Genomic DNA, 14225 nt, shown 5'->3' with positions numbered 1-14225 from the left:
GCCCCGCCGGGTTGCGGCCGATCACGAGCTGTTCGTCGCGGTGCTGGACCTAGGCTCGGGCTCCGGCGGTCGGGAACGGCGGGTTCAGATGTCCGCTGTGAGCTGGGCTGTCACTGCGGGTCAACCCAGAGTTGGGCAGCCGGCGCGGCGCCGTGTGGGTACGGCACCGCGTCGTTACCGGGCGCGACTGGGTAGGGTGTCATGGCCGGTCATGGCCGACCGGTTTCTCCCGGTGTCGGCCGTCGGACGGAGGTGGTGAGCGAGGTGGAGTCGGTGTTGCGCCCCAGCGCCGGCCCAGGTGTGCCGCTGGCTGAGCTGGCAGTTCAAGTCGGAGCGGTGCTCGCCGATGGCCCACATCGAGCCGCGGCCGTCCCGGACACGCTGATCACGGGCATGACGCTGCGCGCTCAGGCGGTGCAGCCAGGCGATCTGTTCGCGGCGCTGGCAGGATCTGCCACCCACGGGGCACGCCATGCCGCCGACGCGATCGAGCGCGGTGCCGTCGCGGTGCTCACCGACCCTGCCGGGGTGACGGCGATATCCGCGCTGGGTTGTGTGCCCGGCACCGTGCCGGTACTCGTCCATCCCGCGCCCCGCGGCGTACTGGGTGAGGCCGCCGCGCTGGTGTACGGACACCCGTCCGACCGGCTGACCGTTGTCGGTATCACCGGAACGTCGGGTAAGACCACCACGACCTATCTGGTGGAGGCTGGTTTGCGGGCCGCCGGGCGGGTCGCCGGCCTGATCGGCACCATCGGCATCCGCATCGATGGCGCCGACATACCCAGCACCCTGACCACCCCCGAAGCGCCCGCCCTGCAGGCAATGCTGGCGGCGATGGTCGAACGCGGGGTGGACACGGTGGTGATGGAGGTGTCCAGTCACGCGCTGACCCTGGGCCGGGTGGATGGCATCCGGTTCACGGTCGGCGGCTTCACCAATCTGTCGCGCGATCATCTCGATTTTCACCCCACGATGGCTGACTACTTCGAAGCCAAGGCATTGCTGTTCGATCCTGCCTCGGCGCTGCGTGGCCACAGCGTGGTCGTCTGCATTGATGACGAGGCCGGTCGTGCGATGGCCGATAGAGCCGGTGCCGCCATCACCGTCAGCGCCACAGGTCAGCCGGCCCACTGGCGCGCAACCGATGTGGCCCCGGTGGGGGCCGGAGGGCAAGAATTCACCGCGCTCGATCCTGCCGGCGTGGGGCATCGGGTGCGCATTGGGTTGCCCGGACACTACAACGTGGCCAATTGCCTACTGGCGCTGGCGATTCTGGATGCTGTCGGGGTCTCGCCGGAGCAGGCTGCGCCAGGGTTGCGGGAAACCCGGGTGCCTGGGCGCCTGGAACAGGTGGACCGCGGTCAGGACTTCCTGGCGCTGGTGGACTACGCGCACAAACCCGGCGCGCTGCGGGAGGTGCTGAGCACCCTGCGGAATCCGCAGCGCCGGCTGGCGGTGGTCTTCGGGGCAGGCGGTGATCGTGACCCTGGCAAGCGTGGACCGATGGGGCGCATCGCCGCGGAGCTCGCCGATTTGGTCGTTGTGACCGATGACAATCCTCGTGGTGAGGATCCCGGGGCAATTCGACGCACGATTGTGGCCGGGGCAGCCGAAAGCGGCGGGGCGGCGCAGGTGGTTGAGATTGCCGACCGAGGTGAGGCGATTGGCTACGCGGTCGACTGGGCGCGCACCGGTGACGTGGTGCTGATTGCGGGTAAAGGGCATGAAACCGGGCAGCGTGGCGGCGCAGAAGTGCGTCCGTTCGACGACCGGGTGGAACTGGCCCGAGCCTTAGAGGCGCTGGAGTCCTGCACATGATCGACTACACCGTCGCCGAGATCGCCGAGATTGTCGGGGGGACGCTGGTCGACATCTCGCCGCAAGAGGCTGAGCAACGCCGGGTCACCGGGACCGTTGAGTTCGATTCGCGGGCGGTCGGCCCGGGCGGATTGTTTCTGGCCCTGCCCGGCGCGCGTGCCGACGGACACGATCACGCGGCGTCGGCGGTCGCGGCCGGTGCCGTCGCCGTGCTCGCAGCCCGCCCCGTCGGGGTCCCGGCGATCGTGGTTTCACCCGAGCCGGACGTGACCGCCGACGCGTTGACCGGGGTGCTCGAGCACGACGCCGACGGGTCGGGTGCGGCCGTGCTGGCCGCCCTGGCCAAGTTGGCCAAGGCGGTGGCCGCGGAGCTGGTGGCCGGCGGACTGACCATCATCGGGATCACCGGGTCGTCGGGCAAGACATCGACCAAGGATCTGGTGGCCGCGGTGCTCAAACCTTTGGGTGAGGTCGTCGCACCACCCGGGTCCTTCAACAACGAACTCGGGCATCCCTGGACCGTGCTGCGTGCCACCCGCAGCACCGACTACCTGATTCTGGAGATGTCGGCACGCCATCCCGGCAATATCGCCGCGCTGGCACAGGTGGCACCACCGGCTATTGGGGTGGTGCTCAACGTCGGCACCGCACACCTGGGGGAGTTCGGTTCTCGCGAGATCATTGCCCAAACCAAATCTGAGCTGCCGCAAGCCGTCCCGGCATCCGGGGTGGTCATCCTCAACGCGGATGACCCGGCTGTGGCGGCCATGGCCGAGGTGACTGCCGCCCGGGTGGTTCGGGTGGGTAGAGCCACCGCCACCGGAGCCGGCTGGCCCGGTCCCGGTGATGTCTGGGCGGGACCGGTCTCGCTGGATCGGCTGGCCCGGCCGCAGTTCACCATGCACGCCGGTGACGCCGCGGCCCAGGTACGACTCGGGGTGTACGGAGACCACCAGGTCTCCAACGCGTTGTGCGCCGGCGCGGTGGCCCTCGAATGCGGCGCGAGCGTGTCGCAGGTGGCGGCCGCACTCGCCGAGGCGGGGCCCGTGTCGCGGCACCGGATGCAGGTGAGCACCCGGCCGGACGGGGTGACGGTGATCGATGACGCCTACAACGCCAACCCGGATTCCATGCGCGCCGGGCTGCAGGCGCTGGCGTGGATCGCCCGCGGTGAGGCGGAGTCGACCACCGCGAGTCAGCCCGGTGTCCGGCCTCAAAGTCGGCGCAGTTGGGCAGTGCTGGGCGAGATGGCTGAGCTCGGCGCGGACGCGATAACCGAGCACGATCACATCGGCAGGCTCGCCGTGCGCTTAGATGTGTCTCGACTCGTTGTCGTGGGAACTGGGAGGTCGATGAGCGCCATGTACCACGGAGCGGTCATGGAGGGTTCGTGGGGCACGGAGGCGGTCAGCGTCCCAGACCGCGACGCTGCCCTGGCATTGTTGCGCGCGGAGATCCAACCCGGAGATGTCGTCCTGATCAAGGCCTCGAACTCGGCCGGCCTGGGTGAGCTGGCCGACGCGCTGGCTTGCGCAGACGCAGGCGGTCAAGACCGCGGGAGTGCGCACTCATGAGACAGATCATGATCGCCGTCGCCATCGCGGTGGCGGTTTCCATCCTGCTGACACCGGCCTTGATCCGGCTGTTCACCAAGCAGGGATTTGGTCACCAGATCCGTGAGGACGGCCCACCGAGCCACCACAGCAAACGCGGAACACCATCGATGGGTGGAGTCGCGATTCTGGCCGGCATCTGGGCGGGCTACTTCGGTACCCACCTCGCCGGCCTGGCTTTTGACGGCGAAGGAATCACCGCATCGGGTCTGCTGGTGCTGGGCCTGGCGACATCGCTGGGCGGCGTCGGATTCCTCGACGACTTGATCAAACTCCGCAGGTCACGCAACTTGGGGCTGAACAAGACGGCCAAGACGGTGGGGCAGATCACCTCCGCCGTGCTGTTCGCGGTGCTGGTGTTGCAGTTCCGCAATCCGGCCGGGTTGGCGCCGGCCAGCGCCGAACTGTCCTATGTGCGCGAGATCGCCACCGTCACCTTGACGCCGGCGTTGTTCGTGCTGTTCTGCGTGCTCGTTGTCAGCGCCTGGTCGAACGCGGTCAACTTCACCGACGGGCTCGATGGGCTGGCGGCCGGGTGCATGGCGATGGTCACCGGCGCCTACGTGTTGATCACCTTCTGGCAAGACCACAACGCCTGTGTCACGGCACCCGGGCTGGGCTGCTACAACGTGCGTGATCCGCTGGACCTGGCGCTCATTGCCGCCGCGACCGCCGGTGCCTGCATCGGCTTTCTGTGGTGGAATGCCGCTCCCGCCAAGATCTTCATGGGCGATACCGGATCCCTCGCGCTGGGCGGCATCATCGCCGGACTCTCGGTAACCAGCCGCACCGAGATCCTGGCGGTGGTGTTGGGGGCGCTGTTCGTCGCGGAAATCACCTCGGTGGTGCTGCAGATCCTGACCTTCCGCACCACCGGGCGCCGAGTATTCCGAATGGCGCCGTTCCACCATCACTTCGAGCTGGTCGGGTGGGCCGAAACCACGGTGATCATTCGTTTCTGGCTGCTCACCGCCATCACCTGTGGTCTGGGCGTGGCCCTGTTCTACGGTGAATGGCTGGCCGCGATCGGTGCCTGAGATGCTGGACCCGCTGGTGCCGGGCGCACCGGTGCTGGTCGCCGGCGCCCGGGTGACCGGCCGCGCGGTGCTGGCCGCACTGACCCGCTTCGGTGCGATACCAACGATGTGTGATGACGATCCGGCGATGCTGCGTCCCTTCGCCGAGAGCGGGGTCGCCACCGTGGACCCGTCGGTCGCCGTGCAGCAGCTGGCGCAGCCCGAAGCCAGCCCGGAATCAAGATATGCCCTGGTAGTTACCAGTCCCGGTTTCCAGCCGAGCACGCCCGTGCTGGCCGCGGCCGCGGCCGCCGGCGTGCCCATCTGGGGCGATGTGGAGCTGGCCTGGAGATTGGATGCCGCGGGCTGCTACGGACCGCCGCGCCGCTGGCTGGTGGTGACCGGGACAAACGGCAAGACCACTACGACCTCGATGCTGCACGCCATGCTGGTGGCCGGCCAACACCGCAGCGTTCTGTGCGGAAACATCGGCAGCCCGGTGCTGGACGTGCTCGAGGAGCCCGCGGACCTGTTGGCCGTGGAGTTGTCGAGCTTCCAGTTGCATTGGGCGCCATCGCTGCGGCCCGAGGCCGGCGTGGTCCTCAACATCGCCGAAGATCACCTCGACTGGCACGGCACGATGGCGGCCTACACCGAAGCCAAGGCGCGGGTGCTTACCGGTCGGGTGGCGGTGGTGGGGCTCGACGACAGCCGCGCGGCCGCGCTGCGCGACACCGCGCCGGCCCCGGTACGCGTCGGCTTCCGAATCGGTGCGCCGGCGGTCGGGGAGTTGGGCCTGCGCGACGGCCATCTCGTCGACCGGGCCTTCTCCGACGATCTGGTGCTGTTGCCGGCCTCCTCTATCCCGGTGCCGGGACCGGTGGGAGTCCTCGACACCCTGGCCGCGGCCGCATTGGCTCGCACGGTGGGGGTGTCGGCCGATGCGATCGCCGACGCGGTCGCCTCGTTTCAGGTTGGCCGGCACCGCAGCGAAGTTGTGGAGGTCGTTGACGGCATCACCTACGTCGACGACTCCAAGGCCACCAACCCGCACGCTGCCGAGGCATCGGTACTGGCCTATCCACGGGTGGTGTGGGTGGCTGGCGGACTGCTCAAGGGCGCATCCGTGGACGCGGAGGTGGCCCGGATGGCGTCGCGGCTGGTCGGAGCGGTGCTCATCGGCCAAGATCGCGCAGAGGTTGCCGAGGCGTTATCACGACACGCGCCCGATGTCCCCGTTGTCCAGGTTGTGACAAGCGAGGATGCTGATATGGGTGAGGCGTGTGGTGCTTCTGTTACAAAAGTTGACGATGTTGGGGGTTCCCTCGGCGCTCGCGTGATGCGTGCCGCGGTGGCGGCGGCTCGCAATATGGCCAGGTCTGGCGACACGGTGCTGCTGGCACCGGCCGGCGCCTCATTTGACCAGTTCACCAGCTATGGCGATCGCGGCGACGCCTTCGCGGCGGCCGTGCGCGCCGCGGTCCGGTAGGCGGGAGTGGCCAGCGCGCTGACCCGGCTGTTACGCCGGGGCAAGACCGATACCGAGAATGCCGACCTGCAGGCCGACACGGACCCGGAGTTAGCGGATTCGGCTGACTCCGCTGCCGAGCAGCCGGTAGACGCTGACGCGAGCGCCAAGGCCGCAAAGGGGCAAACCAACTCCGAGGAGCGGGGTCCGCGCACCCGTTTCGGTGCTTGGCTGGGTCGGCCCATGACGTCGTTTCACCTGATCATCGCGGTTGCTGCATTGCTGACCACCCTCGGACTGATCATGGTGCTGTCGGCCTCGGGCGTGCGGTCCTATGACGACGACGGATCGGCATGGGTGATCTTCGGCAAGCAGGTCCTGTGGACGGGGGTAGGCCTGGTCGGTTGCTACGTCGGTCTGCGCATGTCGGTGAGCTTTTTGCGGCGCATCGCGTTCTCCGGCTTTGCCTTCACCATCGTGCTGTTGGTGCTGGTGCTGATCCCGGGAATCGGCAAGGAAGCCAACGGCTCTCGGGGATGGTTCGTGGTGGCCGGCTTCTCGATGCAGCCCTCTGAGCTGACCAAGATGGCATTCGCCGTCTGGGGTGCGCACCTGCTGGCGACCCGCCGCATGGAGCGGGCATCCCTGCGCGAGATGCTGATTCCGCTGGTCCCGGCAGCGGTGATCGCGCTGGCCCTGATCGTGGCTCAGCCCGACCTCGGGCAGACGGTATCGATGGGCATCATCTTGCTGGGCCTGCTGTGGTACGCGGGCTTGCCGCTGCGCGTTTTCATGAGCTCATTTGCGGCCGTTGTTGTCTCGGCGGGGGTGCTGGCGATGACCGCGGGTTATCGGTCGGACCGAGTGCGCTCCTGGCTCGACCCCGACAACGATCCCCAAGACTCGGGCTACCAGGCGCGGCAGGCGAAGTTTGCGCTGGCCCACGGCGGCATCTTCGGTGACGGTCTGGGCCAGGGCGTGGCCAAATGGAACTACCTGCCCAACGCCCACAACGACTTCATCTTCGCGATCATCGGCGAGGAGCTGGGCCTGGTCGGAGCGCTGGGACTGCTCGGCCTGTTCGGGCTGTTCGCCTATACCGGAATGCGGATAGCACGCCGCTCGGCCGATCCGTTTCTGCGGTTGTTGACCGCCACCGTGACGCTGTGGGTGTTGGGCCAGGCGTTCATCAACATCGGCTACGTGATCGGCCTGTTGCCGGTCACCGGGTTGCAGCTGCCGCTGATTTCGGCCGGCGGGACATCGACGGCCACCACCCTTGCGATGATCGGCATCATCGCCAACGCGGCACGACACGAGCCGGAGGCGGTTGCCGCGTTGCGGGCGGGCCGCGACGATAGAGTGAATCGGATGCTGCGGCTCCCGCTACCCAAGCCGTATGCGCCAACCCGCCTCGAGGTGTTCCGCGACCGTAAGCGCGTGCAGCCACCAGCTGCCCGGCCACCGGCCAAGCAGGCGGCGGCGCGGAAGGCTCCCAAGGCGGCGACTCGGCTCGCCGAGGAGCCGCTGCGGCCAGCGTTGCCCCGCAGACCAGATCGGCCGGGCGCTCGGTCCGGGCAGCAGGGGGCTGGGCAGCGCTACGCCGGTCAGCGTCATAGTGGGCGGGTTCGTGCATTGGAAGGTCAGCGTTACGGGTGAATGACACGGTCAGGGAGCCGACTGGCGGGCTCGGGGTAAATCACGGTCCTGCGTTGTCGGTTGTGCTCGCCGGTGGCGGCACCGCCGGCCATGTGGAGCCCGCGATGGCCGTGGCCGATGCGCTCAGCGTCCTGGAACCGAATGTCAGAATCACCGCTTTGGGAACATCGCGCGGTCTGGAAACCAGGTTGGTGCCCGCGCGCGGTTATCACCTCGAGCTGATTACGCCAGTGCCGCTGCCGCGCAAACCCAGCGGCGACCTGGCCCGGCTTCCACCCCGGGTGTGGCGAGCGGTCCGGGAGACCAGGGCGGTGCTCGACTTGGTCGATGCCGACGTTGTCATCGGATTCGGTGGCTACGTCGCGCTGCCCGCTTACCTGGCCGCCCGCGGCATCCCCGGGTTACGGCGCCGGATCCCGGTCGTGATTCATGAAGCCAACGCCAGGGCAGGGCTGGCCAACCGGGTCGGTCTACGGACCGCGGACCGGGTGTTCTCGGCGGTCCCGGATTCGGGGCTACGGGGTGCCGAGGTAGTCGGAGTGCCGGTCCGGGCAGCGATCACCGCCCTTGACCGCATGGCTCTGCGAGCGGAAGCGCGGGCTCACTTCGGCTTCGCCGACGACGCCCGGGTGTTGCTGGTGTTCGGCGGATCGCAGGGCGCGGTGTCACTCAACAAGGCGGTTTCTGCCGCTGCCGCCGAGCTGGCCGCGTCGGGTGTTTCGGTGCTGCACGCGCACGGGCCAAAAAACGTCCTAGAGCTCCTAGAGCCACGTACCCCCGGCCAAGATGACCCGCCTTACGTCGCGGTGCCCTATCTGGACCGGATGGACCTCGCCTACGCCGCTGCTGACCTGGTGATATGCCGTTCCGGTGCGATGACGGTAGCCGAGGTATCGGCCGTCGGACTGCCGGCGATCTACGTTCCGCTGCCGATCGGCAACGGCGAGCAGCGGCTCAATGCGCTCCCGGTGGTCAACGCCGGCGGCGGCATGGTGGTTGCCGATGCCGATCTCACGCCGGCGCTGGTAGCTCGCGAAGTGACCGGCCTGCTCACCGACCCGCCGCGACTGGCGGCGATGACGGCGGCCGCCGCGCAGGTCGGACACCGCGACGCGGCGGCGCAGGTGGCTCAGGCGGCATTGGACATCGCGCGTCTGGCTCCGTCACGGCGACGAGCTGTCGGAGGGCGACGATGACCGCCGAGCAATTGCCGCCCGAACTGCAACGGGTGCACATGGTCGGCATCGGGGGAGCGGGGATGTCGGGCATCGCCCGCATCCTGCTCGACCGCGGTGGTTTGGTGTCGGGCTCTGACGCCAAGGAATCGCGGGGTGTGCACGCGTTGCGGGCACGCGGCGCGCTGATCCGGATCGGGCACGACGCGTCCGCACTGGACTTGCTGCCGGGTGGTGTTACGTCGGTCATCACCACCCACGCCGCCATCCCCAAGACCAATCCGGAGCTGGTCGAGGCCCGCCGCCGCGGCGTGCCGGTAATGCTGCGACCGGTTGTGTTGGCCAAGCTGATGGACGGGCGCACCACCGTGATGGTGACCGGCACACACGGCAAGACCACCACGACCTCGATGGTCATCGTTGCGTTGCAGCATTGTGGCCGCGACCCCTCCTTCGCGGTGGGCGGTGAACTCGGTGAGGCCGGCACCAACGCCCACCACGGCAGCGGCGACTACTTTGTCGCCGAAGCCGACGAAAGTGACGGCTCGCTGTTGGAATACACCCCCCACGTCGCCGTGGTGACCAACATCGAGGCCGATCACCTGGACTTCTATGGCAGCACCGAGGCTTATGTCGGGGTGTTCGACGCTTTCGTGGAGCGACTCGCCCCCGGCGGAGCGCTGGTGGTCTGTGCCGATGACCCGGGCTCGGCGGCGCTGGCCGAACGCTCCGCCGAGCTGGGCATTCGGGTGCTGCGCTACGGATCGGCCGGACATGCCGGGGCCGCGTTGGCCGCGACGTTGGTGTCGTGGGAACAGCGGGGCACCGGAGCGGTTGCGCAGATCCAGCTGGCAGGCGAGGCGGACCCACGCTCGATGCGGCTTTCGGTGCCCGGGCGGCACATGGCGCTCAATGCCCTGGGTGCCCTGCTGGCAGCGATCGAGGTCGGCGCCCCGGTCGGCGAGGTGCTCGACGGCCTGGCCGGTTTCGAGGGGGTGCGTCGGCGATTCGAACTGGTCGGGACGGCGGAGTCGGTGCGGGTTTTCGACGACTACGCGCACCATCCGACCGAGGTCAGGGCGACCCTGGGCGCGGTCCGCTCGGTGGTTCGCCAAAGTGGCAGTGGTCGTCTACTGGTGGTATTTCAGCCACATCTATATTCCCGGACAAAGGCTTTCGCCGCCGAGTTCGGCAGCGCTCTGGATGCCGCTGACGAGGTGTTCGTGCTCGACGTCTACGCCGCGCGCGAGCAACCGCTGACTGGGATCAGCGGAGCCAGTGTCGCCGAGCATGTCACCGTGCCGGTCCGCTATCTGCGTGACTTTTCTGCGGTGGCGGAGGTGGTGGCCGCGGCCGCGGGACCGGGCGACGTCGTTGTCACCATGGGTGCCGGAGATGTCACCCTGCTCGGACCGGAGATCGTGGCCGCGCTGCGGATGCGAGCCGATCGCAGTGAACCCGGACGGCCAGGAGTGTTGCAGTGACCGAAGCTAGCGACGGCCGATCGACCGACGTGGTCGCCGACGACCTGGACGACGAGCGCGAACCGGCCACCGTACCGATCGCCATCGATTCTCAGGAGCCGCAGGAGGCCGCGGACCAAGCCGAGGATCAGGACGAATTCGAGGGACCACGCCGTCGCGCCCGTCGTGAACGCGCCGAACGCCGTGCCGCCGAGGCTCGCGCGATCGCGATCGAGGAGGCTCGGCGCGACGCCAAGCGGCGCGCTCGCGGCCACGTCGCCAAGGAACCTCAGCCGGTCGCTCGTGGCGTCGTTCGCGGCTTGAAAATGCTGCTGGCCACCGTGGCGTTGGTGGTGGTGGGTGTGGGGTTGGGGCTGGTGCTCTACTTCACCCCGGCGATGTCGGCTCGCGATGTCGTAGTCACGGGGGTCGGCACGGTGACCCGCGAGGAAGTGCTCGGCGCGGCGAGTGTGCCGACCGGGACCCCGTTACTGCAGATCAACACCAAAGATGTCGCCGACCGAGTAGCGACGATCCGTCGGGTGGCCAGTGCGCGGGTGCAGCGCCAATACCCATCGGCGCTCCGGATCACCATTGTGGAGCGGGTGCCGCTGGTGGTGAAGGATTTCCCGGACGGCCCGCACCTGTTCGACCGCGACGGGGTGGATTTTGCGACCGGTCCGCCGCCACCCGCGCTGCCCTACCTCGACGTCGATGATCCGGGTCCGACCGATCCCGCCACGCTGGCTGCGTTGGAGGTATTGACCGCGCTGCGTCCCGAGGTCGCCGGCCAAGTGGGCCGGATCGCTGCTCCGTCTGTGTCATCGATCACTCTGACGCTCGCCGACGGGCGAGTGGTGATCTGGGGGACCACCGATCGTGCCGAGGAGAAGGCGGAGAAGCTAGCGGCGTTATTGACGCAGCCAGGGCGGACTTACGACGTGTCCAGCCCCGATCTGCCGACCGTGAAGTAGTCCGCAACCCGCCGCGAGAGCCCGACCCGATTCGCATTCGGCGCCCGACCTGACGCCGCGCTCAGCGGTAGGGCACAAAAAAATGCGCATGACGCGTCGGCGCGCCTGCACGGCTAGTTCCCGTCGTACCCATACGGTTCTGGTTACGCGGAACTACTTGACATAACTCTAACTCTATGGTTGAGGTTGAGGGTTTTGCAAGCAGACACACCGCAGGAGAACTGAGCCCGTCAGGGAGGAAGACGAATGATGACCCCCCCGCATAACTACTTGGCTGTCATCAAGGTCGTTGGTATCGGTGGTGGCGGCGTCAACGCTGTCAACCGCATGATCGAACAGGGCCTCAAAGGCGTGGAGTTCATCGCGATCAACACCGACGCGCAGGCGTTGTTGATGAGCGATGCCGATGTCAAGCTCGACGTCGGCCGTGACTCGACCCGGGGACTCGGCGCCGGTGCCGACCCAGAGGTCGGACGCCGAGCCGCCGAAGACGCCAAGGATGAAATCGAGGAGCTGCTACGCGGCGCCGACATGGTGTTCGTCACCGCCGGCGAAGGTGGTGGCACCGGCACCGGCGGTGCGCCCGTGGTGGCCAGCATCGCGCGCAAGCTTGGTGCGTTGACCGTAGGCGTGGTGACCCGGCCGTTCTCCTTCGAGGGCAAGCGCCGTAGCAACCAGGCGGAGAACGGTATAGCGGCTTTGCGGGAAAGCTGCGACACCCTCATCGTGATCCCCAATGACCGGCTGCTGCAGATGGGGGACGCCGCCGTATCCCTGATGGACGCGTTCCGTAGCGCCGACGAGGTGCTGCTCAACGGTGTGCAGGGCATCACCGACCTGATCACCACGCCAGGCCTGATCAACGTCGACTTCGCCGACGTCAAGGGCATCATGTCTGGTGCCGGTACCGCACTGATGGGCATCGGGTCGGCCCGGGGCGATGGTCGATCACTCAAAGCCGCCGAAATTGCCATCAATTCGCCGCTGTTGGAAGCGTCGATGGAGGGCGCCCAGGGCGTGCTGATGTCGATTGCCGGTGGCAGCGACCTGGGCCTGTTCGAGATCAACGAGGCGGCGTCATTGGTACAGGATGCCGCCCACCCAGACGCCAACATCATCTTCGGAACCGTCATCGACGATTCGCTGGGCGACGAGGTGCGGGTGACCGTGATCGCAGCGGGCTTCGACGCCAGTGGACCGGGCCGCAAGCCCGTGGCGGGCGCGACCGGCGCCGCACCCGGGGAGACCGGGGGCGCGCATCGGATCGAGTCGGCCAAGGCGGGCAAGCTCAGCTCGACGTTGTTCGAGCCGGTCGACGCGGTCAGCGTGCCGCTGCATACCAATGGCGCGACGTTGAGCATTGGCGGCGATGACGACGACGTCGATGTGCCACCCTTCATGCGCCGTTGAGGGTCTCAATTTGCTTGCCAGAACGCGACAAACCGGCCGCGGCCGGACCGCGCCGCAGCCTGGTCGGCAGTCGAATCCGGATACTGGTGGGGTGAGCGTTCGAATCCGCCGGGTGACTACCACTCGGAAGGGCGGTGTGTCCAAGCCGCCGTTCGACTCCTTCAACCTCGGTGACCACGTCGGTGATGACCCGGCCTCCGTGGCGGCCAACCGAGCCCGGCTGGCCGCCACCATCGGTATGCCCACCGAACGAGTGGTGTGGATGAACCAGGTCCACGGTGACCGGGTTGAGGTGGTCGACGCGCCGCGCGACAACGCTTTCGATGACACCGACGCGTTGGTGACCAAGGTTCCCGGCCTGGCGTTGGCGGTGCTGACCGCCGACTGCGTGCCGGTGTTGATGGCCGACGCGCGGGCGGGCGTCACCGCGGCCGTCCATGCCGGCCGGGTGGGCGCACAGCGCGGCATCGTGGCGCGCACGGTGGAGGCCATGCAGGCGCTGGGCGCGCAGCCCGGCGACATTTCGGCATTCCTGGGTCCGGCGGCCAGCGGGCGCAACTACGAAGTTCCCGCGGCGATGGCCGACGAGGTCGAGGCGGCGTTGCCGGGCAGCCGGACCACCAGTGCTGCCGGGACGGCCGCGCTGGACCTGCGCGCCGGAATTGCCCGCCAGCTGGGGGACTTGGGTGTGAAGTCCATCGATGTCGACCCCCGTTGCACGGTGGCGGACCCGACCCTTTTCAGCCATCGACGCGGTGCGCCCACGGGGCGGCTGGCGTCGCTGGTGTGGATGGAATGACCGCGATGGTCGTGGACATTTCAGCGCACGGGGAGCGTCAGTCAGAACTGACGCACGCGTTGGCGGTGGTGCGGTCGCGACTCGCCGCGGCCGCCGAGGCGGCGGGGCGCAAGGTCAGTGAAATTGAGCTGCTGCCGATTACCAAGTTCTTCCCGGCGACCGATGTTGCCATCTTGGCGCGACTGGGTTGCCGAGCCGTGGGGGAGTCGAGGGACCAGGAGGCTTCGGCAAAGGTCGCCGAGCTGGCCCGGATGTTTTCCGCTCCCATGCGGTCGGGATCGCGGGGGATTCACTGGCACATGGTGGGCCAGATTCAGCGGAACAAGGTCCGTTCGCTAGCAAACTGGGCGCACACCGCTCACTCGATCGACACCCCCCAACTGGTGACAGCGCTGGACCGAGCGATAACCACGGCGATAGCCGATCGTCGGCGCGGCAATCCGTTGCGCGTGTATGTCCAAGTGAGCCTTGACGGCGACGTCTCCCGCGGCGGTGTCGACATGACCGACCCCGGTGCGGTGGACCGGATCTGCGCCCAGGTCAGCGATGCGCAGAGCCTCGAGCTGATCGGTTTGATGGGTGTTCCGCCCCGCGATTGGGACCAGGAAAAGGCCTTTGAGCGGCTGCAATCCGAACACAGTCGAGTGCTCGAGTCGTTCCCTACGGCGGTGCGACTTTCCGCCGGTATGTCCGATGACCTCGAGATCGCCGTGAAACATGGATCGACGTGTGTGCGTGTCGGTACCGCGCTATTGGGTTCGCGGCGGTTACGGTCACCGTGAAAAGTCACTGTAGTCACACCTTCATCACAGACAACAAATATCCCA

At 67.8% G+C, this 14225-nt stretch carries 11 protein-coding genes; all 11 read left to right on the top strand.

Features of this window, described 5'->3' with window-relative positions; translation table 11 throughout:
• The first annotated feature begins 201 nt into the window (after positions 1-201).
• The 11 genes from CCUG20998_RS15390 to CCUG20998_RS15340 all read left to right on the top strand — a co-directional run bounded on the left by CCUG20998_RS15390 (position 202) and on the right by CCUG20998_RS15340 (position 14180).
• Positions 202-1821, top strand: a complete 1620-nt coding sequence (locus tag CCUG20998_RS15390; protein ID WP_103654145.1) for a UDP-N-acetylmuramoyl-L-alanyl-D-glutamate--2,6-diaminopimelate ligase — start codon at positions 202-204, stop codon at positions 1819-1821.
• On the top strand, positions 1818-3395 hold the full coding sequence (locus CCUG20998_RS15385; RefSeq protein ID WP_103654144.1) for a UDP-N-acetylmuramoyl-tripeptide--D-alanyl-D-alanine ligase: 1578 nt from the start codon (positions 1818-1820) through the stop codon (positions 3393-3395). Before CCUG20998_RS15390 ends, CCUG20998_RS15385 begins: the two co-directional genes overlap by 4 nt.
• Entirely contained in the window at positions 3392-4471 is a 1080-nt protein-coding gene (gene mraY, locus CCUG20998_RS15380; RefSeq protein ID WP_012394862.1) for a phospho-N-acetylmuramoyl-pentapeptide-transferase, read from the top strand. The genes CCUG20998_RS15385 and mraY overlap by 4 nt, the downstream gene beginning before the upstream one ends.
• Before the next feature lies 1 nt (position 4472).
• On the top strand, positions 4473-5939 hold the full coding sequence (gene murD / locus CCUG20998_RS15375; protein WP_020729385.1) for a UDP-N-acetylmuramoyl-L-alanine--D-glutamate ligase: 1467 nt from the start codon (positions 4473-4475) through the stop codon (positions 5937-5939).
• A gap of 6 nt (positions 5940-5945) precedes the next feature.
• Entirely contained in the window at positions 5946-7577 is a 1632-nt protein-coding gene (gene ftsW, locus CCUG20998_RS15370; protein WP_020729384.1) for a putative lipid II flippase FtsW, read from the top strand.
• Positions 7574-8773 (top strand): undecaprenyldiphospho-muramoylpentapeptide beta-N-acetylglucosaminyltransferase, encoded by a 1200-nt coding sequence (murG, locus tag CCUG20998_RS15365; protein ID WP_020729383.1) that lies wholly within the window; start codon positions 7574-7576, stop codon positions 8771-8773. Before ftsW ends, murG begins: the two co-directional genes overlap by 4 nt.
• Entirely contained in the window at positions 8770-10236 is a 1467-nt protein-coding gene (gene murC / locus CCUG20998_RS15360; RefSeq protein WP_020729382.1) for a UDP-N-acetylmuramate--L-alanine ligase, read from the top strand. Before murG ends, murC begins: the two co-directional genes overlap by 4 nt.
• Positions 10233-11189 carry a cell division protein FtsQ/DivIB gene (locus CCUG20998_RS15355; protein ID WP_020725596.1) on the top strand — a complete coding sequence of 319 codons (957 nt, stop codon included), beginning with the start codon at positions 10233-10235 and terminating at the stop codon, positions 11187-11189. Before murC ends, CCUG20998_RS15355 begins: the two co-directional genes overlap by 4 nt.
• Before the next feature lie 249 nt (positions 11190-11438).
• Entirely contained in the window at positions 11439-12599 is a 1161-nt protein-coding gene (gene ftsZ, locus CCUG20998_RS15350) for a cell division protein FtsZ (RefSeq protein WP_012394856.1), read from the top strand.
• A 91-nt stretch (positions 12600-12690) separates the two neighbouring features.
• Positions 12691-13398, top strand: coding sequence for a peptidoglycan editing factor PgeF (gene pgeF / locus CCUG20998_RS15345; protein WP_036426505.1), 708 nt, complete (start codon positions 12691-12693; stop codon positions 13396-13398).
• Complete coding sequence (locus tag CCUG20998_RS15340) at positions 13395-14180, top strand: YggS family pyridoxal phosphate-dependent enzyme (RefSeq protein ID WP_036455954.1); 786 nt, start codon at positions 13395-13397, stop codon at positions 14178-14180. Before pgeF ends, CCUG20998_RS15340 begins: the two co-directional genes overlap by 4 nt.
• The last annotated feature ends 45 nt before the right edge of the window (positions 14181-14225 follow it).

Source organism: Mycobacterium marinum, assembly GCF_003391395.1.
Lineage (GTDB): Bacteria > Actinomycetota > Actinomycetes > Mycobacteriales > Mycobacteriaceae > Mycobacterium > Mycobacterium marinum.
This window is presented reverse-complemented; position numbering and strand designations above follow the sequence as displayed.

Coding starts and splice junctions, on each gene's coding strand:
- CCUG20998_RS15390 (WP_103654145.1), top strand. CDS start 202: ATGGCCGGTCATGGCCGACCGGTTTCTCCCGGTGTCGGCCGTCGGACG.
- CCUG20998_RS15385 (WP_103654144.1), top strand. CDS start 1,818: ATGATCGACTACACCGTCGCCGAGATCGCCGAGATTGTCGGGGGGACG.
- mraY (WP_012394862.1), top strand. CDS start 3,392: ATGAGACAGATCATGATCGCCGTCGCCATCGCGGTGGCGGTTTCCATC.
- murD (WP_020729385.1), top strand. CDS start 4,473: ATGCTGGACCCGCTGGTGCCGGGCGCACCGGTGCTGGTCGCCGGCGCC.
- murC (WP_020729382.1), top strand. CDS start 8,770: ATGACCGCCGAGCAATTGCCGCCCGAACTGCAACGGGTGCACATGGTC.
- ftsZ (WP_012394856.1), top strand. CDS start 11,439: ATGACCCCCCCGCATAACTACTTGGCTGTCATCAAGGTCGTTGGTATC.
- CCUG20998_RS15340 (WP_036455954.1), top strand. CDS start 13,395: ATGACCGCGATGGTCGTGGACATTTCAGCGCACGGGGAGCGTCAGTCA.